This window comes from Frankia sp. QA3 (genome assembly GCF_000262465.1).
Taxonomy (GTDB): Bacteria; Actinomycetota; Actinomycetes; order Frankiales; family Frankiaceae; genus Frankia.
Map to the genome: position 1 here is coordinate 5,181,863 of NZ_CM001489.1, position 24,570 is coordinate 5,206,432.

At 68.8% G+C, this 24,570-nt stretch carries 20 protein-coding genes and 1 pseudogene; 6 read left to right on the forward strand and 15 right to left on the reverse strand.

Translation table 11 applies throughout. The features are described 5' to 3' along the window. Window positions 1–9: 9 nt before the first annotated feature. A complete protein-coding gene (locus FRAQA3DRAFT_RS21375) occupies window positions 10–801 on the reverse strand; it encodes a VOC family protein (RefSeq protein WP_009741135.1) in 792 nt (263 codons plus the stop codon). 273 nt (window positions 802–1,074) lie between these two features. On the opposite strand from FRAQA3DRAFT_RS21375, the gene FRAQA3DRAFT_RS36205 reads away from it, so the two are divergent. Together FRAQA3DRAFT_RS36205 and FRAQA3DRAFT_RS21380 are read left to right on the forward strand one after the other, a co-directional pair. After that, window positions 1,075–1,233 (forward strand): hypothetical protein, encoded by a 159-nt coding sequence (locus FRAQA3DRAFT_RS36205; protein WP_198286951.1) that lies wholly within the window; start codon window positions 1,075–1,077, stop codon window positions 1,231–1,233. Between the two features lie 453 nt (window positions 1,234–1,686). Further along, entirely contained in the window at window positions 1,687–3,573 is a 1,887-nt protein-coding gene (locus tag FRAQA3DRAFT_RS21380; RefSeq protein ID WP_009741136.1) for an AMP-binding protein, read from the forward strand. A gap of 143 nt (window positions 3,574–3,716) precedes the next feature. Here the strand turns inward: FRAQA3DRAFT_RS21380 and FRAQA3DRAFT_RS21385 are convergent, their stop codons facing one another. Beyond that, window positions 3,717–5,120: a glutamate decarboxylase gene (locus FRAQA3DRAFT_RS21385; protein ID WP_009741137.1), complete on the reverse strand. Its 1,404-nt coding sequence runs from the start codon at window positions 5,118–5,120 to the stop codon at window positions 3,717–3,719. Between the two features lie 285 nt (window positions 5,121–5,405). On the opposite strand from FRAQA3DRAFT_RS21385, the gene FRAQA3DRAFT_RS21390 reads away from it, so the two are divergent. Then, window positions 5,406–6,638 carry an acyl-CoA dehydrogenase family protein gene (locus tag FRAQA3DRAFT_RS21390; RefSeq protein WP_009741138.1) on the forward strand — a complete coding sequence of 411 codons (1,233 nt, stop codon included), beginning with the start codon at window positions 5,406–5,408 and terminating at the stop codon, window positions 6,636–6,638. Between the two features lie 128 nt (window positions 6,639–6,766). Continuing rightward, entirely contained in the window at window positions 6,767–7,972 is a 1,206-nt protein-coding gene (locus FRAQA3DRAFT_RS21395; RefSeq protein ID WP_009741139.1) for an acyl-CoA dehydrogenase family protein, read from the forward strand. 82 nt (window positions 7,973–8,054) lie between these two features. On the opposite strand, the pseudogene FRAQA3DRAFT_RS38870 reads toward FRAQA3DRAFT_RS21395, so the two are convergent. Then, a pseudogene (locus tag FRAQA3DRAFT_RS38870) lies at window positions 8,055–9,213 on the reverse strand (NCS1 family nucleobase:cation symporter-1); the annotation flags it as partial. 217 nt (window positions 9,214–9,430) lie between these two features. On the opposite strand from FRAQA3DRAFT_RS38870, the gene FRAQA3DRAFT_RS21405 reads away from it, so the two are divergent. Then, window positions 9,431–9,844 (forward strand): hypothetical protein, encoded by a 414-nt coding sequence (locus FRAQA3DRAFT_RS21405; protein WP_035923250.1) that lies wholly within the window; start codon window positions 9,431–9,433, stop codon window positions 9,842–9,844. On the opposite strand, the gene FRAQA3DRAFT_RS37510 is transcribed toward FRAQA3DRAFT_RS21405, so the two are convergent. Beyond that, a complete protein-coding gene (locus tag FRAQA3DRAFT_RS37510) occupies window positions 9,831–10,346 on the reverse strand; it encodes an FCD domain-containing protein (protein WP_232292146.1) in 516 nt (171 codons plus the stop codon). The two genes, FRAQA3DRAFT_RS21405 and FRAQA3DRAFT_RS37510, sit on opposite strands and share 14 nt — an antisense overlap. Between FRAQA3DRAFT_RS37510 and FRAQA3DRAFT_RS21415 the strand changes: the two genes are divergently transcribed. Further along, on the forward strand, window positions 10,347–10,979 hold the full coding sequence (locus FRAQA3DRAFT_RS21415) for a GNAT family N-acetyltransferase (protein ID WP_009741141.1): 633 nt from the start codon (window positions 10,347–10,349) through the stop codon (window positions 10,977–10,979). 72 nt (window positions 10,980–11,051) lie between these two features. Here the strand turns inward: FRAQA3DRAFT_RS21415 and FRAQA3DRAFT_RS21420 are convergent, their stop codons facing one another. The 11 genes from FRAQA3DRAFT_RS21420 to FRAQA3DRAFT_RS21465 form a co-directional block, all read right to left on the reverse strand. Beyond that, complete coding sequence (locus tag FRAQA3DRAFT_RS21420) at window positions 11,052–12,038, reverse strand: hypothetical protein (protein ID WP_051054425.1); 987 nt, start codon at window positions 12,036–12,038, stop codon at window positions 11,052–11,054. A 13-nt stretch (window positions 12,039–12,051) separates the two neighbouring features. Continuing rightward, a complete protein-coding gene (locus FRAQA3DRAFT_RS21425) occupies window positions 12,052–13,170 on the reverse strand; it encodes an SCO2521 family protein (protein WP_051054426.1) in 1,119 nt (372 codons plus the stop codon). Between the two features lies 1 nt (window position 13,171). Further along, complete coding sequence (locus FRAQA3DRAFT_RS21430) at window positions 13,172–14,170, reverse strand: SCO2522 family protein (protein WP_009741144.1); 999 nt, start codon at window positions 14,168–14,170, stop codon at window positions 13,172–13,174. Beyond that, window positions 14,167–15,087, reverse strand: a complete 921-nt coding sequence (locus FRAQA3DRAFT_RS21435) for an SCO2523 family variant P-loop protein (protein WP_009741145.1) — start codon at window positions 15,085–15,087, stop codon at window positions 14,167–14,169. Before FRAQA3DRAFT_RS21435 ends, FRAQA3DRAFT_RS21430 begins: the two co-directional genes overlap by 4 nt. Then, a complete protein-coding gene (locus FRAQA3DRAFT_RS21440; RefSeq protein ID WP_009741146.1) occupies window positions 15,084–16,934 on the reverse strand; it encodes an SCO2524 family protein in 1,851 nt (616 codons plus the stop codon). Before FRAQA3DRAFT_RS21440 ends, FRAQA3DRAFT_RS21435 begins: the two co-directional genes overlap by 4 nt. A 577-nt stretch (window positions 16,935–17,511) precedes the next feature. After that, window positions 17,512–18,870 (reverse strand): helix-turn-helix transcriptional regulator, encoded by a 1,359-nt coding sequence (locus tag FRAQA3DRAFT_RS21445; protein ID WP_035921287.1) that lies wholly within the window; start codon window positions 18,868–18,870, stop codon window positions 17,512–17,514. A 765-nt stretch (window positions 18,871–19,635) separates the two neighbouring features. Continuing rightward, window positions 19,636–20,613, reverse strand: coding sequence for an NAD(P)-dependent oxidoreductase (locus tag FRAQA3DRAFT_RS31730; protein WP_157467557.1), 978 nt, complete (start codon window positions 20,611–20,613; stop codon window positions 19,636–19,638). A 26-nt stretch (window positions 20,614–20,639) separates the two neighbouring features. Then, window positions 20,640–21,782, reverse strand: coding sequence for an aminotransferase class I/II-fold pyridoxal phosphate-dependent enzyme (locus FRAQA3DRAFT_RS33455; protein ID WP_009741150.1), 1,143 nt, complete (start codon window positions 21,780–21,782; stop codon window positions 20,640–20,642). Beyond that, entirely contained in the window at window positions 21,779–22,678 is a 900-nt protein-coding gene (locus FRAQA3DRAFT_RS35310) for a hypothetical protein (RefSeq protein WP_009741151.1), read from the reverse strand. The genes FRAQA3DRAFT_RS33455 and FRAQA3DRAFT_RS35310 overlap by 4 nt, the downstream gene beginning before the upstream one ends. A 238-nt stretch (window positions 22,679–22,916) precedes the next feature. Further along, window positions 22,917–23,930: an FAD-dependent oxidoreductase gene (locus FRAQA3DRAFT_RS38875; protein WP_009741152.1), complete on the reverse strand. Its 1,014-nt coding sequence runs from the start codon at window positions 23,928–23,930 to the stop codon at window positions 22,917–22,919. Between the two features lie 68 nt (window positions 23,931–23,998). Further along, window positions 23,999–24,484 carry a GNAT family N-acetyltransferase gene (locus tag FRAQA3DRAFT_RS21465; protein ID WP_009741153.1) on the reverse strand — a complete coding sequence of 162 codons (486 nt, stop codon included), beginning with the start codon at window positions 24,482–24,484 and terminating at the stop codon, window positions 23,999–24,001. Window positions 24,485–24,570: the final 86 nt, after the last annotated feature.

The following is a 24,570-nucleotide window of genomic DNA, read 5'->3' on the forward strand; positions in this document are numbered from 1 at the left end:
CGGCAGGCGTCAGCTCGCGGCAGACGCCGAGACGTTCGGCCCGAGCAGTTTGAACACGGCGCCGGTGGGGTCGGCGGCCGCGGCGAGGCGGCCGTACGGGGTGTCCTCCGCCGGCAGGACCACCGAGCCGCCGAGCGCGGCGGCCCGCTCGAGCGTCGCGTCCGTGTCCGCCGTGGCGAAATACACCGACCAGTGCGCCGGCACGCCGTCCGGCAGGAAACCGCTCGCGTCCATGATCCCGGCGTAGGCGGCATCGCCCTCCCCGAAGGTCGAGTAGCGGAACTCCGGGGTGTCGCCGACGACGTGGACATCCCAGCCGAAGACGTCGCGGTAGAAGGGGACGACGGCGGCGTAGTTCCGGGTGAGCAACTCGAACCAGCCCGGCGCGCCCGGCTCGGCGACGACACCGAAGCCCGAGTGCAGGCCCGGCTGCCACATGCCGATGGCCGCGCCGCTCGGGTCGGTCACCACGGCCATGACACCGAGATCGGCCACGGCCATCGGCCCCACGATCACCCCGCCGCCATGCTCGGTCGCGGCGGCGACGGTCTTCTCCGCGTCCGGCGTGGACAGGTAGACCGACCAGCCGTCGGGCGCGTCCATGCCGGGCTGCTTGGGCATCAGCCCACCGACCCGGACGCCGTCCCTGGTGAGGTTGGTGTAGCCGCCGAACTCCGGGGCGGACTCCTCGGCCTCCCAGCCGAACAGCTCGCCGTAGAACGCCTTGGCGCCAGCGGCGTCGGAGGTCATCAGGTCGACCCAACAGGGGGCGCCGGCCGGGATGTTCTCTCGCGTGGGCATGGTGACTCCTTCACGTGCTGCGGGTTCGCTGTGCTGCGGGTTCGCTGTGCTGCGGACCGTGCCCTCACCTTGGACCCCACCACCGACAGTTTTTCCTCGCCGCTTGGCGGGACGCCGTCCGGTGGTCACGACGGGAACACGGTCCGGACCCTGCGACGGGGCCGCCGGCCCTGGCAGCGCACCGGCACGGAACGCCCGTGACCAAGGCGTACCCGCCCCGGATCCCCGCATCCTGGTGCCGGCCACCCGACGTCGCTCATCGCCTGGGCGTTCGTGCACGGGCTGGTGACGCTGATCCGCGACGGCGCACTGCAGGTCCTGGCCGCCACCGGGGACGACGCGGCGCGTGGCCTCGCCGACCGCCTCGTCGACCTGTTCACCAGCCGGGGTATCCGCGCCGCGGCGGCCGCCTCGTACTCCAGCTCGGGATAGGAGATCCCCGGCTCTTCCCGGACCGGCAGGCCGGCCCGAAGCCCGACGATCCCCACGTAGACGTCGCAGCTCGAGACCCGTCTGCGCCACTACCTGCGCCGGCGGGTAGTCCTCCGCGGTGAGGACGCCGCGGTGAGGACGCCGCGGTGAGGACGCCGCGTGCACCGGCACGCCACCACAGCGTTGGACGGCCGCTCGGGCCGCGGCCGCGAACGACCCGAACGCCGGGAACTCCCACATGTCCCGGGCACAGCTCACGAATCATCCCTGCCACCGCCGCTGCGCGTCTCCCACCTTCATGACGCCATCGGCACAGATCGTCTTTCTTACTCAGGGCTACGTGCGCGGACCTCCCGGACAAAGCGGGGGCCCATCGTGTCGCTGCGTGAGGCCGAGGCGCCCAGGGGCCGGGAATTCGCTCCGGCGGTCGCCGGGCGCGGGAGGATGACGACCATGGGCGCATACCAGCGGGAGTACGAACGGGCCGCGAACGATCCCGAGGAGTTCTGGGCAGCCGCCGCGCAGGCACTCGACTGGACCCGGCCACCGCGGCGGATCCTCGACGCGAGCACCAAGGCGCCGTTCGCCCGCTGGTTCCCCGACGCCGAGCTCAACACCTGCGCCAACGCCCTTGACCGGCACGTCGCCGCGGGCCGGGGCGACGAGCTCGCGCTGATCTACGACTCGCCGGTCACCGCGACGGTCCGTCGCTTCACCTTCGCCGAGCTGACCGACGAGGTGGCGCGGGCCGCCGGGGCGCTGGCCGAACTCGGGGTGGGCCGCGGCGACCGGGTCATCATCTACCTGCCGATGATCCCCACGGCGGTGGTGAGCATGCTCGCCTGCGCCCGCCTCGGCGCGGTGCACTCCGTGGTCTTCGGCGGGTTCGCCGCCGCCGAACTCGCCGCCCGGATGGACGACGCCCGGGCGAAGGTCGTCGTCAGCGCCTCCTGCGGGATCGAGCCGACGCGGCTGGTGCCGTACAAGCCGATCCTCGACGAGGCGATCGCGCTGACCGCCCACGCTCCCGCCGCGACCCTCATCGTGCAGCGTGACCAGCAGCGCTGCTCGATGGTCGCCGGCCGTGACCATGACTGGGACGCGGCGCTGGCCGCGGCCGCACCGCTGCCGCCGGTGCCGGTCGCCGCCACCGACCCGCTCTACATCCTCTACACGTCGGGCACCACCGGCCGGCCGAAGGGGATCGTGCGCGACAACGGCGGGCACGCCGTCGCCCTGACCTGGTCGATGGGCAACATCTTCGGAATCCGGGCGGGGGACGTCATGTGGGCGGCCTCCGACGTGGGTTGGGCGGTCGGGCACTCGTACACGGTCTACGCCCCGCTGCTCGCCGGCGCGGCGACCGTGCTCTACGAGGGCAAGCCGGTGGGCACGCCGGACGCCGGCGCGTTCTGGCGGGTGATCGCCGAGCACGGGGTGAACGTGCTGTTCACCGCGCCGACCGCGATCCGGGCGATCAAGAAGGAGGACCCGGCGGGCGCCCTGCTGCGCGGGTACGACCGCTCGTCGTTGCGGGCGCTGTTCCTGGCCGGCGAACGACTCGATCCGGCGACCTACGACTGGGCCGCCGCCACCCTGGGCATCCCGGTGATCGACAACTACTGGCAGACGGAGACGGGCTGGCCCATCTGCGCCAACCCGATGGGCCTGGAACCGCTCCCCGCCCGCGCGGGCTCTCCCACCGTGCCGATGCCGGGCTACGACGTGCGGGTGCTGGACCCGGCGGGCCAGCCCGTCCCCGCCGGCACGGAGGGCGCGATCTGCCTGCGCCTGCCGTTGCCGCCCGGCAACCTGCCGACCCTGTGGGAGGACGACGACCGGTATGTCGCGTCCTATCTGTCCGCCTTCGACGGGTACTACCTGACCGGCGACGGCGGCTACCTCGACGCCGACGGGTACCTGTTCGTGCTGGGCCGCACCGACGACGTGATCAACGTGGCCGGGCACCGGCTGTCCACCGGGTCGATGGAAGCCGTCCTCGCCGCGCACCCGGCCGTGGCCGAGTGCGCCGTCGTCGGCGTCGCGGACGCGCTGAAGGGCCAGGTCCCGCGCGGGCTGGTGGTGGTGAAGACCGGGGTCGAGATCGGGCCGGACGCCCTCGCCGCGGAGCTGGTCGCCCGGGTCCGCGCGGAGATCGGGCCGGTGGCGGCGTTCCAGCGGGTCGACGTGGTGGCGGCACTGCCCAAGACCCGATCCGGCAAGATCCTGCGCCGGACCATGCGCGAGATCGCCGACGGCCGCTCCCCCGCCGTCCCACCGACCATCGAGGACGCCACCGTCCTCGACGCCCTCCGCCCGGTCCTCACCGCCTCCCCCTGACAATCCACCGGCGACGGCTCCTGCTTGTCCGGAGGGATAAATCGGACGCCGAAACCCTCCGGACAAGCAGGCGGGGCAGCGGCACCGATCCGGCACGCCACGGGGTCACCGGCACGCCACGGGGTCGCCGGCGTCCCACGGGGTCAGTGGTGGAAGGACTCCTCGCCGTCCGGCGGGGGCGGCGGGATGGGCCGCCCATCGCCGGTCAGCCTGTCGACGACCCGGCGCAGGTCGGCGACGAGCAGGCCGGCCAGATCGCGGCTGAACTCGTGCCGCACCACGATTCGCAGCACGGCGAGGTCGGTCAGGTCCGGCGGGAACCGGTAGGCGGGCACCAGCCAGCCGCGGGTGCGCAGCAGCTCGGAGACGTCGAAGACGGTGTAGTCGGTGATCTCGTCGCGCAGCCGGAACGCGAACGCGGGGATCCCGCTGCCGTCCGAGACGAGTTCGAAGGGGCCCATCCGGGCCACCTCGTCGGCGAGCCACCGGGCGTTGTCCCGGCACGCCTGGGCCACCCGGCGGTAGCCGGAGAAGCCCAGCTGGAGCAGCGTGTAGTACTGCGTGACGACCTGAGCCCCCGGGCGGGAGAAGTTCAGCGAGAACGTCGGCATCGTCCCGCCGAGGTAGTCCACCTCGAACACGAGCTCGTCCGGCAGATGTGCGCGGTCGCGCCACAGCACCCAGCCGACCCCCGGATAAACCAGCCCGTACTTGTGCCCCGACGCGTTGATCGACACCACCCGGTCGAGCTGGAAGTCCCAGACCAGCTCCGGGTCGCAGAACGGGGCGATGAACCCGCCCGACGCGGCATCGACGTGCACCGGCACGTCCGGGCCACCCGCCGCGGCCAGGCGGTCGAGCGCGGCAGCGATCTCGGCGACCGGCTCGTAGCTGCCGTCGAACGTCGAGCCGAGGATCGCCACGACGCCGATCGTGTTCTCGTCGCAGCGCGCGGCGGCCTCGTCGGCGGTCAGATGCGTGCGGCCCGGCGCCATCGGTACCAGCCGTGGCTCCACGTCCCAGTAGCGGGCGAACTTCTCCCAGCACACCTGGACGTTGACGCCCATGACGAGGTTGGGCCGGTCGGCCGGGGCGCCCGCCGCCCGCCGCCGGGCCCGCCAGCGGCGCAGCAGCGCCAGGCCGGCGAGCATGCACGCCTCGGACGAGCCGGTGGTCGAGCAACCGACCGCGTGCTCCGCGTCGGGGGCGTGCCACAGGTCCGCGAGGATGCTGACGCAGCGCTCCTCCAGCTCCGCCGTCTGCGGGTACTCGTCCTTGTCGATCATGTTCTTCGGCGCGCACTCGGCCATCAGCCGGTCGGCCTGGGGGTCCATCCAGGTGGTCACGAAGGTCGCCAGGTTCAGCCGCGCGTTGCCGTCGAGCATCAGCTCGTCGTGCACGATCTGGTAGGCGGTCTCGGGCGAGATTGACTCCCGTGGGATCCGATACCGCGGCACGACGACGTCCTCCCCCGACCGGACCAGCTGCGGCCGCACATCGACCGTCTGCTCCGCCCGCCGCCCACGCGCCTTCCCGTGCAGCGCCATCCGGTGCCCCCTCCAGTCGGGTCATCTCCAGCCGGCCCTCGTCGGCGCACCCGAGTCTGCAACCCCCGGTTTTGGCGACCGTCGGCGACATCCCGGTGACCGAGGTCCGGATCGCGTCGCCACCCGCCGCCGACGACCCGCCGCCGCAGGACAGCGGCCCGTCCCACGAAAACCGAACATCCATGGCATTTGTTTGACCGAGCGCCACATCACCTGTTTGAGTCAGTGACGGATGACACACCGCGTGACTTCACCCACTGCTTCCGCCCCGCGCGAGGAGGGCCCATGAGCTCGGAGTTCGCCTGGTCCGCTGAGCAGGTCGAGCTGCGCCGGACGGTGCGTGCGTTCGCCGCGGAGGTCTCCCCGCAGGAGGAGGTCCGGCGGCTGATGGCGTCGCCGCTCGGCCACGATCCGGCCGTCTGGTCCCGGCTCGGCGAGGAACTCGGCGTGCTCGGCCTCGCCGCGGACGAGGAGTACGGCGGCGCCGGCGACGGGCTGGTCTCCCAGGCGGTGGTCATCGAGGAGCTGGGCCGGGCGCTCGTGTGCGGGCCGCTGCTCGGGTCGGTCATCCTCGGCGCCACGGCCCTCGGGGGCTTGAGCGACAAGGCGGCACGGGCGGAGCTGCTGCCGGGGCTCGTCGCGGGCCGCACGTCCGCCGCGTTGGCAGCGCCGCTGCATCGGGGCGGGTTCGACCCGGCCGCCGTCACCGTGACCGCCACCGCGCGTCACAGCGCCACCTCACCGGGCGGCACCACCTCGCCGGGCGGCACCACCTCGCCGGGCGGCACCGAGACCACCGGGCACACGCTGCGCGGGTCCGTCGCGCACGTGCTGGACGGCGCCGCGGCGGACCTGCTGCTGGTGGCCGCGGCGATCGGCGGCACGGACGGCGGCGAGGACGGGGACGGCGACACCGTCGGGCTGTTCGCGGTGAGCGCCGACGCGACCGGCCTGGTCCGGGAGTCGACGCCGACGATGGACCTCACCCGCCGGCAGGCCACCGTCAGTTTCAACGACGCCCCGGCCCGGCTGCTCGCCGCGGCGCCGGAGGCCGCGACCGTTCTCGCCACCACCGCGGAGACCGCCGCGGTGCTGCTGGCCGCCGAGCAGATCGGCGCCGCCCAGTACCTGCTCGATCTCTCCGTCGAGTACGCCAGGACCCGGCTGCAGTTCGGCCGGCCGATCGGATCGTTCCAGGCGGTCAAGCACCTGTGCGCCGACATGCTGGTGCTGGTCGAGCAGGCTCGCTCGGTCGCCTACCACGGAGCGTGGGCGCTCGACGAGGGCACCGACGACCCGCGGATCGCGGCGAGCCTCGCGCAGTCGGTGTGCTCGACGGCCTTCACCCAGGTCGCGGCGATGGCCGTGCAGGTGCACGGCGGGATCGGCTTCACCTGGGAGCATCCCGCGCACCTGTACCTCAAGCGGGCCTACACCGACGCGGCCCTGTTGGGCAGCGCCGAGGCGCACCAGGAACGGCTGGCCCAGCTCGTCCTCGACGACGCCGGCGGACTCTGAGGCCGCCAGAGCACGAACCACCCGCAGACCACGAACCACCTCAGACCACGAACCACCTCAGACCACGAACCACCTCAGACCACGAACCACCGGCAGGACGACGTGATGACGACAGGCGGGAGACGGCGATGAGCGCCGAGACGGCCGACGCCCTGGCTGCGGCGGGGGCTTCGCAGGACGACGACCGGGCGCGCGTCGAACGGGCCGCCCGCGAGGTGCTCGCCGGCATCGACCCGGCCACCGCCACGACGGCGGAGTTCCTCGGCGCCTGCTACGACGCGGGTCTGGCCTGGGTGCACTTCCCCGTCGGCTTCGGCGGCCTCGGCGTGCCCGCGGGTCTGCAGGCGGTCGCCGACGCGATCCTGGCGGCCGGCGGGCGGCCCGACCCGTTCCTGAACAACCCGATCGGCGTCGGGATGGCCGGGCCGACCCTGCATGGTCACGCCGACGAACAACTGCGGGCGAGGCTGCTGCGGCCGCTGTACACCGGCGAGAACATGTGGGCCCAGCTGTTCAGCGAGCCGGGCGCGGGCTCCGACCTCGCCGGGCTGTCGACCCGTGCGGTGCGCGACGGCGACGGGTGGGTCGTCGACGGCCAGAAGGTGTGGACGAGCCTCGCGCACCTGGCGAGCTGGGCGCTGCTGCTGGCCCGGACCGACCCGGACCTGCCCAAGCACCGCGGCCTGACGTACTTCATCGTCGACATGCACGCCCCCGGCGTCGAGGTCCGGCCGCTGCGGCAGGCGACCGGCCAGGCCGAGTTCAACGAGGTCTACCTGACCGGCGTGCGCGTCCCGGACGCCCACCGCCTGGGCGACGTCGGCCAGGGCTGGAACGTCGCGATGACGACGCTGATGAACGAGCGGTCCGCGATCGGCGACTCCGCCCTCGACCGCGGCTCCGGCACGATCGCCGACGCGCTGGGGCTGTGGCGGGACCGGCCCGACCTGCACACCCCGGCGCTGCGGCTGCGGCTGGCCGGCCTGTGGACCCAGGCCGAGGCCCACCGGCTCACCGGGGAGCGCGCCCGGGTCGCCCGCACCGCCGGGCCGCCGGGGCCGGAGGCGTCCATCGGCAAGCTCGTCGGCGCCGAGCTGAACCAGAAGATCTATGACTTCTGCATGGACATGCTCGGCCCCGAGGGCACCCTCTATGACTCCTACGACGACCCCGCCGACAGCCTGCAGCGCCGGTTCCTGCGGGCCCGGGCGAACACCATCGAGGGCGGTACGTCGCAGATCCTGCGCAACGTCCTGGGCGAGCGGGTGCTTCGGCTGCCCGGCGACGTCCGCGTCGACACCGGAAAGCCCTGGCGGGACGTCCCCCGCGGCTGACCGACCCGGTACCGACCGACCCGGTACCGACCGAACCGCGGCAAGGCCGACCCTCGCAAGGCCGCCCCGCCGCGCGGCTCCCGTCCGTGATCAGCACCCCGAACAACGGGCCGAGGAAGGCGCCAGCGTCTCCAGCGTGCATTGGATGACGTCCGGGTTGTTGTACAGGTTCCACGGGGTGATGAGCACCGATCCAACGGCGGCGATCATGCCGCCGGCGCGCCAGCTGATCCGCTGCGGGCTGACGTTCGAGAAATCGAAGGCCGGCGAGATGAAGTTCGCGACGATGTTGGTGCCGATGGTGACGGTCGTGAAGGTCAGTGCGCCGAGGACAATGGCGAAGGTGCTGTCGATACGGGCGACCGTCTCCACCGGGTCGGTGGTGAGTTCACCGAAGAACGGAATCGTCAGCGCCGAGGTGAGCACCACCAGCAGGGAGAAGACGAGGAAGTTCACCGGCAGGCCGAGCAGGTTGCCCTTGCGGACCGCGCCGAACGATTTCCCGTACCGGGCGAAGTCGCCGAAGTTCAGCATCGGGCCGGAGAAGTAGGAGACGCCCGGCGCGATCGCCCCGAGCATCAGGGAGATCGCCGAGCCGTGGTGGTCCCCGTTGCCGATGTTGAGGCTCATCACGCCCCAGCCAGCCTTGTAGATGAGATAGCCGGTGAGCGCGAACATGACGACGTAGGCGGAAGGCCCAGGAAGCCGTACCTGTCGACGTCGGCGTAGGGGGTGAGCCCGGAAAAGAGCTTCAGCAGCACGACGTCGAGCGCAGCCGAAGCCAGATACGTCTGGATGCCGTACCAGGCGACGGCGATCAGTCCACGGATCACGGCAGGCACGTTCGCCCCGAGGACACCGAAAGCCGCCCGGCACATCACCGGGTAGGGCACCGCGCCCTGCTGACTCGGCCGGGCGACGAGGTTACAGAAGAAATAGACGATGGTGATGCCCACGAGCAGCGCGACCAGGACCTGCCAGCTCGTCAGCCCGAGCGCGAACAGGCTGCCGGCGGTCACGTATCCGCCGACGCTGTGCACGTCCGACATCCAGAAGGCGAAGATGTTGTAGGCGGACCAGCTCTGTTCCTTCAGCGGTGCCAGGTCCTCATTGGCCGGCCTGGGGCCGTAACCCGCCTTCACCGCACCCACCCCGACCGGTTGGCCGGCGGCCTCGGCCAGGTCGTCATGAGCCGTTGCCAGGCCCGGAGATCGCGCCGCGGAGGTCGCGGACTCGGTCATTGTTTCTCCCTCGATTGGCTGCGCGCTCCGAATGGAGTGATCAGGCGTCGTACCGACGCACCGAAGCACCGACGGGTCGCCGGCATCGCGGCCGGCATCGGCACCGGTCGACCCTTCTGGCCCCGGAGAATCCGCCCCTGCTGCTACCGTTATGTCGATCAACGGCCGATCCGTGACCCGGGGAGTCATGGACGGCTCCATCGGGGGGATGGAACAGATGTCGTTTTCGCGCGCGCTGCCACGCAACCTGGCCGCGCTCCTGCTCACCCTCGCCCTGGCGCTGACCGTCCTGGTCGTCGCCGGGTCGAGCAGCCCGGCTAGCGCCGCCACCTGCACCGACCGGCAGCTACCGGTCTCGTCGGCAGCGGCCTACCTGGGCGTGGACCGCCGGCACTCCGCCCAGTTCCGGGGCCAGGTCAGCGGCGGGGTGACCTACGTCAACTTCTGGTTCGACGGCACCTACCGCGGCCTGTTCAACCCCAACGGGGTCCTGGTGACGGGCTCCGCGCCCATCTCGGTCCTCTACCGGACGGTGACGACGACCGAGATCTGGCTGGGCAAGGTGCGCCAGGTCCTCAAGAACGTGGTGTACCTGCGGGTGTGCGGCACCTACTGGGTCAAGCTCGCCTGACCGAACCTCGCGGGCGTGCGGCGTCGGCCGGGACACCGGCCCGCCGCACGTCACGCGAGACCTCCAGCAGCGCGGCCGCGTCGCGGGCCCGGAAGGCGTGCAGCATCCGTTCGTGATCGTCGTTGAGCAGGTCCACGGCGTCCCGTGAGGCGTAGTCCATCGGCCGGGCGGGTTCCGTCCTGTTCCAGGCGGACTCGAACATGCGCGCCAGACGCGGCATGCCGCCCGCGTGGACGAGCGCGAGGCGGAACCGCCGGCTCTCCCGGTGGTGCCCGCGGGAGTCGCCCGCGCGGATCGCCTCCGACGCGGCGGCGTGCGCCTGGGAGACCAGCTCGCCGTCCGCCGCCGTCCGGCCGATGGTCCCGGCACGATGCGGGGACTTTGGCTCCGGTCTGTTTCGTCCCGTCCACGGGCTGATCTCGCCGCGCTCACGCCGTGCCGCCCGCGTCGGTGTCGCATCGCCGTTACCCGTGCGATGCGGCGAACGGGCAGGATCGGACAGGTGCGCATACGCCGGGCGTCCGAGGAGGACTGGGACACGATCTGGCCAGTCTGGCGGGCCGTCGTGGTCGAGGGCGAAACCTGCCCCTGGGAGCCCGACACCGGCGAGGAGACCGCCCGAGCCGTCTGGATGCTCCCGCCGCCGGCCGAGGTGCTGGTCATGGAGCAGGACGTGGCGGAGGACGCCGCGCAGGACGAGGACCCGGGTGCGACGACCGTCGTCGCGACCGCGCTGCTGACCCCGAGCCTGCCGGGCCTCGGCGACCACGTCGTACAGGCCATGCTGCTGGTCGACCCGAAGCGGATCGACCAGGGGGGGCCGCGCGCCGGCATCGGCCAGTACGAGGACCACGGGCCCTACGGTGGCCCGGCGTCCCCCACCCGTGGGCGTGCCGGCGGTCACTGGGAGAGCGTGAGCCGCCAGGCCGCCGAGGAGATGATCGACTACGCCACCGACCTGGGTTACCAGGCGATGCAGGTCCACGTCGTCGCCGCCAACCCGAGACTGGTCTCGCTGTGGCGGTCGCTGGCGTTCCGCCAGGTAGGCACGCTGCCCGCCGCGTTCCGCCACCCCTGGCTCGGCAACGTCGACCTCTACGTCATGTACCGCTTCCTGCCCCCGCGCGAGCGCTGACTCCGCCGGGACGCCGACTCGGGCGACTCGGGCGACTCGGGCGGCTAAGGCGACTCAGCCGGCTAAAGCGACTCAGGCGGCCCGCGGGGCGGACGGGTCGAAGGGTTCGGCCACCTTCCACAGCTCGTCGAAATGGAGCCGGTGGGCCTGCACCACGTCCGAGCGCAGCACGAGGCGGGTGTTGACGATCGTCGGCGGCATGGCGGTGCCCGCATGGGCTCCGGGCGTGACCTCGTACCCGATGACGTCATCGAAGACGATGAAGTCGAGCAGGGCGCGGCTGGCACCCAGCGGGATCGACTCCGGGTGCAGGGTGCGCACCTCGATGCCGTGGCTGGACTGGCGGGCGCACAGGCTGTGCAGGTTGTCCTCGGCCATCACGTTCTCCCGCTCCAGCACAAGGATGCGTCGAATCCGGACGCCACGCCGTTCCGCCGCCTCGCGCTGGCATTCCAGGTAGCGGTGACCGAGGTCGCTCTCCCAGAAACCGTCGGCAAAGCCGTGCACGCCGCCGTCGACCGAGGGCAGGCTGATGGCGTCGATGGATTTCGTGGCCTCCCGGGTCAGGCCGAGCAGCCAGTCCCGGTCCTCGCCGAAGTAGGTCGCGTTCCCGCTCTCCAGCTCACGCAGGAACTCGGACATCCGATGGATCTCCGCGTGGGCGAACTCGTAGCGCAGCCGCGGCGACTCCCCGATCGCGACCGCGTTGCGGAGGAACTGGACGACGACATCGGTGCGCATCGCCGACGTCTCGACGAGGCTGAACAGCTCCGCAATCTCACTGATCTCGGTGAACCGGCGCTGCACGATGGATTCTATGCTCGTGTGGTGCGCCGCGATCGAGGATTCGACCAGCTTGATGCGCCGCTCGAATTCGACGAGGAACTGCACGATGAGGACGACGGCCCCGACGAAGGCGGAGAACAGCAGCGCCCGTTCCTTCTGCTGTCCCGTCAGATTGGCGATAACCCAGGTGAGACCACCGGTGAGGACGCTGATCGTCGACTTTCGCAACACCTCGGATGTCGTACCGGGGTGGACCCGGATCTGGTCGTTCACGGTTCCCCCGAACCTAGCGGGCTCCATCGCCGAGGCCGGCGAGGAGCGAGAGGGCGAGCTGATCGCGGATCCAGGCGACCAGGCTTTCCCACTGGCGGGAGAAGCCGGGCCGCTGTTCGAGACCTGTCCATACCGGAAGCAGCTCTTCGCCGATCCGCGCGGCTGGCATCCACACGTGCAGCAGATGATCTATTACCGGCTTCAGCTGCGACGGCAACCGACCTCCTCCGCCTGCCCGTACCCGACTGCCAGCAACCACATGCTGGACCGTGGTGAGAAGCCAATCATGGAGAGCGAGATCCTCGCATAGTCCGACGACGCTCACAAGGTCCAGCCCGGATCCATGAATACGCAGTGTGCGTACGGTTTCGCCCGCGACGACGAAACCAACGCGGCAGACGTGACCCGGCGCCGGCGAACGGTCAGAAGTGGTGTCGGTGTCGGCGGATCCTGAATGACAGACCGGTTCGCCGGCCGAGGGAGGGCCGCAGGGGAGGAGGACGAACCTGAACCGCGTCCGCCGTGCCCGAAAAGGTGGTTTCTGGTCGAGAATCGGGCTTTCCTGCACCTGGTCGAGCAGCCGTCCGCAGACCGCCCCCAGGTCGAGGGTGGTCCCGGGGCCGTCGCCGGTCTCGGCCAGCAGGAAACCGTCGGCCAGATCATCGGCGGACAGCCGGCCACCCACCTCGATCCCCCCGGGGTGGGCGAGATGGTGGGCCCAGGGTCGGCGTCGCCCGACCGACCGCGGACCGCCCAGGATGATCCGGGCATGGGTGCTGGCCTGCACCAGCCGACCACCGGTCACCGAGGCTCGACTCAGCACCGTGCCCAGGCCGTCGCGGCGGGCCCCGGAGGCACTGGGCACGGGGCAGTGCACCCCGAGGGTCAGGTCCGGTGAGACGGTGTGAGGAACGGGCCGCGCCGAGACCCGCACCTGGAACCCGGGCCGTAGCGCCACGACCGCCGTGGCCTCCGGCTCCGTGAGCGCCCGGGAGTGGGCGAGCAGGCCGGTGCGCACCTCGCCCACGAGGACACGCGACCCGCCGCCGGCGGCGCCGGCGGGCGGGGCGTCCCCCGGCTCGGCGCCCCCGCCGTCCTCGACCCCCACCTCAGCCGCCGTCTCAGCCGCCACCTCAGCCGCCGAGGAAGACATGGCCGACCCGGTCGGGCAGCTCGGCCGGCAGCGGCACGTTCTCCCGGCCGGCCCGGCGCAGGGTCTGTTCGGCCACGATCGGGTCGACGGCGACCTGGCCGAGGGTCATCCGGACCGCATGCTCGACGGGGAGGAAGCGGCCGTCGAGCACGGACAGGGTGCGGTAGGCGGCGAACGGCGCCGCGCGGCCTGGTAACCGGGCGATCGTCGGGAACTGCGCCCAGGTGGCCGGCAGGTCGTCCGGGTCGATGCCGACCGGGGTCACCGCGGGCTGGCCGAGGACGCGTAGCTGGCCGAGCCGGAGAAGCTGCCACACGGTGGCGAGGAACGGGCACGACCACAGCCGGCCGGGCCCCTGCTCCCGCCAGATCTCCACGTCGAGGAAGATGGAGTGCCGGTGCGCCCGGTTCTCCACCGGCGGCTGCCAGGCCGCAGGTGCCCGCATGGCCTGCCGGGCGCCACCGGCCGGCGATCGGACGCCGTTGCACAGCCAGCCGTTCTCGTGCGCGGGCGGGCGGCTGCCGTTGAAGCCCGCCGCCGGGTCGGCCACGATCAAGCTTTCGACCAGGTCGGCGAGGGACGCGGCCGGCTGGAGCCCGGCCAGCGGACCGGCGCCGCCCAGGGGCGCCGCGCAGCCCGATTCACGTGCGATGTAGTCGATGGTCAGGCCCGCGGACCGGGCGGCCGCGATCAGCCGGGGCACCACGACGTCGGGCCCGAGCGGCGCGGCGGCGTAGTCGTCCACGAGGACGCAGGTGCTCGCCCGTAGCCGGGATCGCGCAACGCGGGCGAGGTCCGCCAGCTGGTCCGGGCCCGTCCACGACGCTATCCGCCCGAAGTAGGCGGACAGATCGACGCTGCCGTCGGCCAGATCCTCCATGTACAGGTGGCCGAGCTCGACGGACAGGTGGGACAGGGGGATCTCCACCGTCCGATCGGTGGCGCTCGTCTCCCCGAAGACGACGTCCACGCCGGTCACAGCCCTTCCCAGGAGTCCTCGTCCAGGACGTCCTTGGCGAGGGCGTCGAGGGCCGCGTTGGTCTCCAGGTTCGCGATCCGCAGCGTCCAGACGTCGCTGTCGATGATGAGCTGTTCACGCCACTGCAGGACCGGATCCAGCGGGACCGAGCCGAGCAGGACGCTGCGCCCGACCCGCTGCCGCGCGGCGAGCTTCTGCAGCTCCGCGTCGATCTCCTGCAGCCACGCCGCCTGGGTGGGCAGCAGACCGGCGAACTGGGACGACTCGGGGTCGGGAACGGCGGTGCGGACGAACCGGATCGAGTCGTACAGCCGGTCGCGATCGTGCCCCTTGGCCGCGCCGGTGTCCACGATGCCGTGCTCGCCGTAGGCGAGACCCGCCGCCGCGATGATGTGCTGCCGGGTCCACCGGTGGAACACCAGCCAGCGGGTGATCATCGCCTGCAGGGCGGGCCGGGCGGTGACCTCGAGGACGAGCTGCAACGCGTAGGAACGCCCGGCGCTCAGATCGACGATGACGAGTTCGAACTCCTCAGCCAGGCGGCGCAGGAGCCGCTGACACCGAATGATCATCTCGTCGTCGATCGGAAACTCACCGCCTCCCTCGTCCCCGGGCAACAGAACCAGCCGTCCCGCGCCCGCCGGCCGGGGCCGCAGCTCGGCCCGCTCGATATGCCGCCACAGGTCAAGCTCAGCCGGTGCGGCGACGGAACCCTCGAGGTAGCTGTGCAGGCCGCGGCCGCCGGCGATGCCACGGGCGGCCGACCCCACGTGGAGGATCGCGCCCGCGGTCGGTGAGCCGAAGTCGAAATCGAGATAGCAGACGTCGCTGCCCCGCAACGCGCAGCGCAGCGCTACGTTGCAGCTCGTCACCGATCGACCGGTGCCACCCTTGTCGGAGGTGGCGAAAAGGATCATTCGGGATCGTCCTGCCTGGATCGGCGGGCCGCAGCCAGTTCGTCGAGTGCCCCCAGCACCTCGAACAGGATCGCGATCGCCGTCCCGGGCGTACTGTCCTCGACGGCGCGGGCCCGTTCGAGCCGCCGGCCCAGGTGGGCAAGCTGTCCGCGCAGCGCGGGGCCGGCGTCCGCGTCGCCGCGCAGCAGTTCCTGGCTATAGAGATGATCGGCCTCGATGGCGAGGTCCTGGGCCATGAGCATCAGGCGGTCGTCACGCAGCGGCGCCTCGTTGATCATGTTCGCCGCAGCGACGAGGCACTCCATCACCCGCTCGGTGAAATGCCACGACGGTGCCTGTTCGTCCGATGTGAGCTGCGAGAATGCGGCGCTCGCGTTGTCCCAGAGTCCGGCTGAGGGGCCGCTGGTCAGCCTGCGCAGGTGCAGATGGTCCCAGATGCTGTCCGACAGACGCAGCAGCCGGTCCCGCAGGGTTGTCCCGCCTGCGAGCGAGGCGACGCGGATGGTCCGCTTCAGCAGCGCGGTGGCGAAGTCAGCCACCGGCCAGACGACCTCGGGGCCAAGCTCTCCGGAAGGCAAGTCCTCGGCACCGTGGAGGTTCAGCCGCACCCCGGGAACGTGCATCTCGACCGCCGGGTCGTCCTCGAGCGGCCGCCTGGTGACGCGGCCCCGTATCGCTAGTTCCTCCAGCACCCGACCGACCCGGGCCAGGTCGGGTTCGACAGCCCGGCTCTGGACCAGTGCCTCGACCGTAACGGAGGTCACGAGCAAGCTGTAATAGTCCGACTCGCGCCCATCGGTCGTCCGCCAGGGAATGTCTTCCAGCGGCCAGCGCTCCCCGCCGAAGCCGGCAAGGGTGGACCAGTACCGCTGGGTCAGGTCCCAGCGGATCTGCAGAGCTCGCACGAAGCCCTGCTGCTCCTCGGTCAGCAGGTCGAGGAGACGGGTCCGCTCGGAAAACAGGTCGAGGATGCCATCAAGGGCGACTGCCGTGAAGTAGAGGAACGGCTGCCGGACGGCGACGCCGACCGGCTGGTCCAGATGCTCCGTAGTGGATACCTCTGGCGCGTCCCTGACTACGCCCCACGACCAGCCACACTCGAAAAGGTACTTCTCGTCGTCGAGCTCCTCGGCACCCCCGGAGCCGAGGGTGACCTCGGCAAGCCCCGCGCGGATCTGGGCGAGCGCCTCGCGCAGCTCGCCGACGATCTTCTTGGACGGCAGGCCACGTTGGTTGACCGTCTGACACAGTACGCGGCCCGCGGGCGAGTCCGGCGCGAACGAGTGCACCGTGAAACTGCGCAGCAGGCCGACCATCGCCGCCGTGAGTCGACGGCTGGCCAGCTCCTCCAGCTCGTCGATCTGGGCCTGCACCGCAGGGCGCCGCACGACCCGCCCGAACACTTTGAGAAAACCCAGCGTGGCTAGTGAAAGGGTGATCGACATCGAGAAGGAGTCGACAGTTTCAAGCCGCCGCTGCTCCGGGGTGAGCAGCTCTCCTCCCACCCTCGGCTCCAGGTAGCTGCCGCCCGCAAAGACCGGCGTGTTGGATTCGGTGGTGTACCTCTCCATGTATCCGCGAAGCGCAGCGATCAGCCGGAGCGGAGCATCCGTCGCACCCCCGAGTTTGGCGAGCGCCTCATGGAGGTCCCGGGCCGTCTCGTCCGGCCGATCCAGTCTGAAGGCGGCCACCCGGGACGACGGATACATCAGGCAGAGCAGTTGCTCGGCGTCGCTCGTCGAGTTCGGCTCGACCTGCCCGTCGGGCGTCCATACTCCGTCACGGTAGGAGTAGTCGACCGTCGCTCGCCACAGCTCGAGAAGCGACTGCCGAGGCCGAATCTGCACATCTCACCCCCGGATCGTGCGTCACGCGCCCGGCCACAGACGCCGATCGTTCCTTCTCATCCGTCGTACAGGACGTCGCCACGGTGCCGATCCGCTCCGGCTACGGAGAGGTGGCCGTCGCCGTGAGATTCGTCAGGATGACGTCTGCCCTGGCCGAGACCGCTGGAAAGCGGATCCCGCCGACATCCTAACCCTCCGACCACTCGATGAGTGTCGCAGCGAGCAGGCATCCTTGTACCGCACCCGCGGAGCCGCAGCATCGCGGCCTCGAATTCTTCCGGACACGCTGTGTCGGACTTCGCGAGGAAGGCCATGGTGTCGACGTCCTACGCGTCTGCGGGATGGTCGATCACGTCACCCTGCTCGACAGAAACGCCGTCGGCGAGCTCGGCGACGTCGCTGTCCGGAAAGCACGCCCCAGAAGGTTTCCCAGGGGCATGCGAAGTCGCGGATCTCGTACCGCAGACAGTGCGCGTTGCCGATGGCCGCTCGACCAGAGTGGTACTCAGAGGCGGCGGCAACATGACCAGAGCCGGTGGAGCGCGCGGCTGCCGCAGAACAGTGCGCCAGGACAGACTCACCCACGGTTCAGCGAGCCTAGGTACTCCTTCAGTTCCGCAACCGTCCTGGTCGCCGACTGGGCCTGTCCCAGCGAGCCCAGGATGCTCGCTGTCCTCGTCGACACCTGACCCACCTGCAGCTCACGCGGAGTCTGCTGCCAGGCACTTCTGACCAGCTCATCACCTTCGTCCACGTGACCGGCCTGAAACGCGAGCGTGGCCTGGTCCAGTAGCAGCAGGGCACGGCCCACGAGATCACCTCGTCCCAGCGGGAGCTCCAACGCGCGCCGACGCAGTGGGTCGGCTAGTCGACCCTCGCCTATCACGCTCAGCGCGTTGGACTGGTGCCATCGCAAGAAGTACTCAGGAATCCTGATTCCATCGGCGGCGATGTGGCCCGGAGACAGTGCGTCGAAGACCCGCTCCGCACGGCGCACCGCCTCGAGGGTCTCGTGCCGCCGGCCCAGGCGGGCTTGGACGCCGGCCTCGGACAGGAAGCCGAACAGCGCCGCCGAGCTCGCACGGCCACCGTTCAGAAGCTGCGCAGCCTGCGCGGCCTGCAGGCCCTGCACAAGTCCGTACCCGTAGCAGGAGTGCGCGTCGCACAGATGTCCGGCTACCCAGGCCTCAATGCTGAGATCCTCCGCACTTCGGGCCCACTGCCGGGCGGTGCGGAACCAGTTCAGAGTTTCCTGCACTCCAGCGACGTCTGTGAGCCTGATCCCTATGAATCCGGCGTTGATCGCCGCGACACGGTGGAGTCTCCGCCGCACCTGCGGCAGCTGGCCGCGTAGCAGCAACCGCCGTATCGCGGCGAGGTCTGTCATGCGATCGGGAACGAAGTCGACCGGAGCCGAAGTATACATCTCATAACCGCTGCGCTCAGCTCGCCGCTCAAGAAACTCGGCGGCTGCCGGTGGCGCCAGCTCGTCCAGCGGATACTCAGGTGACCCGGCGGTTGCGGCGGCGACCACCAGCGCCGGGCTCAACGCGCCGGCCTGCAGCACTTCACGCCGCCTTATAGTATTTACCGCCTCACCGTCGCCTTCCTCTCTCGGAGCGACGCTCGAAATATTCGAGGGCTCAGCGACGACATGCCCGGCGGCCACCGGCCCGTCCGACGAGTAGTCGCGGCCGAACCCGAGCCTGTCCGGCCGCGACCGATAGAGCCTACAGAGGGCATCGAGATAGACGATCGTCGGAAAGTCCGATCCCGTCTCCCAGCGCGACACCGTCTGGTGCGCCAGGCCCGGGCTAGGAGTCCCTGACCTTTCCAGCTCGCCCTTCAGTAGCGTAGTGACCTCAGCCAGCGTATAGCCGTGAGCAACCCTGTGGCCGCGCAGCAGCGAAACTCCGCAGTGTTGGCTGACGGCCACAGCCGCCTCATACTCCGACCCGCCTCGAGCGCGAGCCTCCAGCGCTATCCGACGGCCGCATGAACTACTATGACGCTCACCCATGGCTTGTCCCTCCGCTGCTGAGCGGATGCTACGCAATGCAGAGCCCATCGCCTCGCAATCCACAAGCGTTACGGAAACAGTACTGCCAACCGCCAGGGCATGGAAGTAGGCGGACCGCGGTTTGCGCGCGTCGCGTGCAAAGGTGAACGCGGCTCGCGCGCCCGACAGGACCCGTTTGCCAACTTGACACGACTCCTTGACGCTGACCATCAACACCAAGGAGGCAGGCTCACATGACCGATCAGGACGACCTCGACGTCCAGCCGGACGGACGCCCGCGTGCAGACAGAACGGCTCGGCTGCGGGCCAGCCGGTTGGGGCGCGCCCGTGTACTGACGTGGGCGCCGTACCTTATTGCTCTCGCGCCACCGTCCGTCGAGGCTCTCAACGTTGTCCCCCTCGACTCGTGGCCGTTCGCCCTGGTAGCCGCCCTGCTGTCGGCCGCGGGCGGACTCTCCGGTGCGCAAGCCAGACAACCGGAGTCACCCCGTGCCGATGCGAAGCCGACTCCGACTCGGCGCTCAGACGCTGCCGGCTCATGAGTTGAGCGACCATGCCTCGCTGAGAACTGGACCTCGAGAACTCACCAAGGCTCCTTGCGCTGGCCCTGCGATGCTCTCTTCGACGGAAACCACCACTTGTGGGACCAGCCACCCAGAAGGCCACACTCGGCCAGGCCGATCACGGCCTGAGATGTCTCCGCACAGCTCTGAAGTCCGGGTTGGCCACCGAGTCGGGCTGGGTTCCATTCAGCACGGCGGAAACGTCGCGCACCACGTTCGAGCTAACTCGGTCGTTGCTTTCCCGGGAGCTGAATCCCATCTCCGGAACCGCCAGGAATCGGTCGGGGCCGAGTGCGACCAGATGGTCCCACGAGGGCCCGCTGCCTATACCGTCGAAGGCGACCGAAATATTTTTGTCACGCATCGCTCCTACCAGCGCCTCGAGATCGACCAGTTCAGGGCTTCCGGTGTTCACGATAACCGCATCGTTCTTCATGAGACTCAACTCGAGAGCCCCGATTTCGGGGGGCTCGCCTGGAAGCAGGCCCGGTCGATGAAGAGTAATCACGTCCGACTCGGCCATCAAAGCGCTCCTCGGGCGGTACTCCACGCCGAACAACTCCTCTGCAGGTCGGTCGCGTCGTGGCGTCGAGTAGCACACCTGCATGCCGAATCCATTACTGGCGATGGATGCGACGCGCGAACCTATCCGCCCTAGGCCGATCACTCCCAGCATTCTAGTCGCGAGTTCTCGGCCCGCAGGCGGGACGATCGTCGGAGTCGGCCCGCCGGCAATCCGCGTGGTGAACGGTCGAAGCATCGCAAGCGTCAGGAGCATGGTGAACTCGGCCACCGCTGGCGCGTTGGCACCAGGGGTGTACACGACCGCGATGCCATGATCAGACGCGGTACGCCAGCCAGGAACACGACTGGCATAGTCCACACCGGTCCATGCCAGGACCTCCAGCTCGTGCGCGCGGATGATGTGCTCCGCGGATACGGCCTCGTTACCTCCGATGATATAGCCCGCGGCGCCGATCAGCGCACGGTGCAGCTCTGCCTCGGCTAAGTCATCGCTTCGGACATGTCGGACCGTGTGCCCTTGACTCTCCAGGTACTCCATAGCGGCCGGCGTGACCAGGTCACTCCCGGTCACGAGCACAGTCTTCGACGCGCCTCGGATCACCGAACCTCACCGAGTACGTCAGCCAGGACGCCGACCCCCTTCGCGAAGTACTCCTCGTCGCGGAGCAAGGCAATGCGTATCCGATCTGGACCGCCCGCACATCGCGCCGATCCGCACCAGGAGAAGCGGTCGCCTGGCAGAATCTCCAGGTTTCTGGAACGGCACTGCTGGACGATCTCGTCGCGGCGAGGTCCGACGGCGACCCAGGCGATGCTCAGGTGGGAGGTGATGTGATCGTCCGACCCAGACAGCAGACTCGCAGGCAGAGCTGCTGCGAGGACGTCATTGAGCCTACGCCTGTTCACGGCTACAATCTCTCTGGCAGTCGCGACTTCATTGTCGGCACGCAATGGATCCAGAGCGGCGCCGAGTAGCCGCAGACTGAGCTCGGACACATTCAGCAGGAATTCGCTCTGTATCTCCCGGATAGTGTCAACGAGATTCCGTGTGACCGAGAGAACGCTCAGCTTGGTGTCAAGCAGTGACAGCACTTTCCCGGTGTCGTCCAGTGATGCGGCCGTAACCTCGTACTCGTCCGCCTCGGCTATGACGTCCCATCTCATGTCGTCATCGAACCATCTGAAGGCGAGATCGAAAACAAGGTGGACCCGTCGCTCAGCCGCCCATTCGAACAAGCCTCGCACCGCCGTTCTCCCTAGTCCCGCTCCAGTCGGGTTGTTGGGTGTGACAACCACCAACGCACCGAGGCCGAGCGAGTCGAGGTAGGTAAAGTCGACAGACGGCATGAGGCGTGCCTCAGGTACGGGTATAAGAGACAGACCCAGCAGTCTCAAAAGGCCCGGAATGCTGTCGAACGTCGGACAGATGACGCCGACAGAGCGACCAGTTGACGCCAGGAAGACGCCGACCACTGTCAATGCCACGGACGATGAGTAGAAGATGAATGACGGCTCCTTGTAAGCCTGTCCGGTGTGCGAGGTAAGAGAGTCCAAGAATTTCCGCTCAGCACTCGATTGGTCACGGCGAGACTCGTCGAGAAGGCTGGAAAGAAGGGAGCGAATATGCAGCGAGGTGCCGACTCCAAGGCTCTGCCTGGCGTGCCCATCAGAAAGATTTATTGCCGTCGACCTGAGGGCGACCGACTCTAGGAGCGTGAGGTTGGGGACCACTCTGGTCATAGATCACACACCAAAATCGACAGCATGCCTCGAGCCGAGAATCGCCGCGTCTCGAACAACGCCTCGACCCTGGCACCGGTCGAATTAGCGATGCGGCCGACGAGTTCAGGAAGTTGACTGAGGCCGGCGTCGTCAGGTTCGTGCTCGATAATCGCACGCGCTCCCGGGAATCGCTTCTCCGCGTTCCTCAGCACGGCAATCACCAGATCGTTGTAGGGCACCCTGCGATCAGGGGGACGCTCTGGCCCGCGCAGACCCGAGTTTGAGAGCGCGTCTACTGCCTGAATAACAAGGTCCGGCTCGGCATCAGATCTGGGCGACGCCGGCCCGAAGGGTGGCGACGTATAGATGACGACCTGCCCGCTGATCCGCTGGAGATCCGTCCAGCTCATTTCCTGGGTGGCGTCGCCCCAGACCATCGACGAACCAGCGGCCGATCCTGGCAGGGTCGTGATGTCAGTCTCGATATCGTGATGAGTGAGCCTGTGCCCTTGCTTCGCAGCAAGTTCACGTACTAGAGCGACATGTGGTTCGATACCCATGGGCAGCACACTCTGGCCGGGAGATTCGTCGGCCAGGGACTCGTGGTGGCGGGCCGATCGATCAGATCCGTCACTGCCAGCGTAAAAGATCTTCGCCATGCAGACCGACACGAGTACGGGGTCGCATTCGATGCCAAGGAATGGCACCCCAAGCCTTCGGGCGGCGACGGCGAGGCTACCAGCCCCAGCGAAAGGGTCGACTAATACTGCAGGAGCCGAGAGTCCGAGTTCTTCGATGATGCGGAGGGTGGTGGAGACATTGGACGAGTTCGCTGCCTGATACCACCGATCGACGGGCTCCGACGGATCGGGGAGGTATTCCGCCAGACACGACGGAAACCCGAACGGCTTCACTTCGATTGTTTCCTCCCACCCGTGGTCGGTCGGTCGTTCGCGACCCTTGCAGCCAGCATCGACGCAGGCGTGGGCAGCGACGCCGAAATATATCGGCGCTGCGCGAGAACGAGAAGACACCATGTGGCTTCGGCTACAAAGAATCCTACTTCGTCACGTTTTGCGGTCTCCTTGCCACACCCAACGAGCCGGTCTTCATGTAATCTATTTGGCCGTTACCACGAACATTTTTCGTCGATCAGAGCATCGCTTGAACACTCCTCGCGCATCCCCAGGATAGGGTTATCCCGGATCCACCGTGTCCGTAGTTGTGGATAATCACGGTTTCGTCGACGATCGTTCGATCCAGCCGCACCTCGGGTCGAACCGGCCGGAAGGCAGAGCGACTGGCCAAAATTTTGGCTCCGCAGAGCCGGGGCTCGATCGCAGAGCAACGCTTCCTTATTTTGACAGCCGCAGCGTTTGCCGTGGCTACATCAACGTGTTCCCCGAATACACATCCGCCGAGAATTACATGGTCCGCATGTGCTATATAGTACGTCGGCTCGTCTACCTCCGGGTAGTCGGAGAAGAAACCCGTGAGGCCCGGATTTTCAGTTACGAGTAATTGCCCCCAGCTCGGACGTAGAGTTTCATCTGGTACCAGGATCCGCGCTCCCAGACCGGTGCAGTTCACCACAATCTTTGCGTACGGTGTTACCTCCTGAAGGGATCTTAAGGGCTGCGATAGAACTGTGACCTGTACTGCGGCACTGCGCAGTCTCTCGTCAAGGTAGCGAAGATAGACGGGCATATCGAAAATGGGGGCAGAGTACGTCCAGGATCCGATATATCCAGGCGGCGTCTCGGCTGCTGAACTGAGCCGAAAATCATCAAACTGGTGCAACCATTCAGGCGGCTCCATTGGAACGCGAGTCGCTTCTCCACCATGCACAAACTTAACGCCCGTGCGATCCAGAGAACAAAGCGGCCTTACTTCCTCTAATGTGCGGATACTCCATTCGAGCACTCGAGGATCGTTGACGACGTACGGGCCCCATAAGGCGCCTGCTAAAGCAGAGGTGGTGCGCTGGTACGGTTCCGCGGTGACTATGCGGACCTTGGCGCCCGCCTCGGCTAGGCACAGCGCTGTCGTCATACCGCTGACGCCCGAGCCGAGCACAAGGACCTCTTGCCCCATAGCCATGTCGGCAGTATAGCCTGCTTCTCCCCTTGTATGTGTTCTGATCGGGTCGAGCCGGCCGGGCCTCATCTCGAGGTCTCGGGTGGTTCCGAAGATTTCTTGCTAACGAGTCATCGCGGCCTCGCTGGTCGTTCCGGTCAGCCAGGTGCGCCCCGCTCGACAGAGCCATGAAGTGCCAGCTCATGGATCTGGCGGTGTTCGTCGGGGCCGAGGTAATCGGCGATCTCGCCGAGCCGCACGAAACCCAGCCGGCGGTAGAGCCGTACCGCGGCGACGTTCTCACCGTCCACGGTGAGCCGGACCCGATCTAGACCCTGCGCACGCAGGCGGTCGAGGGAGGCGCCGGCGAGCCGTCGGCCGAACCCCCGGCCGCGGCTGTCCGGTTCGACCCCCAGGCCCAGGAACCAGGCCAGGCCGCGAGTCGTCGAGTTGACCGCGATGGAGTATCCGCACATCCCGCCCGCCTGTTCCAGCACGAGCAGTTCGCCGCGGTGCACGTCGAAGATCTGTCTCAGGACGAAGTAGGGATAGGCAAGATGGCCGAAGATCATCTCATCCAGCGCGGTGAGGGCCGCCAGATCCTTTTCCTGTACCTGCCTGATGATGGTCGGGAAGGAACCCATGCCCGCCTCCGGTGAGCGTGGCGCGGCCCGGCGCCGTCCGCCGGCGCGGTCGCCGGCCTGGCTCCATCGCGTCCACGATCCGTGTG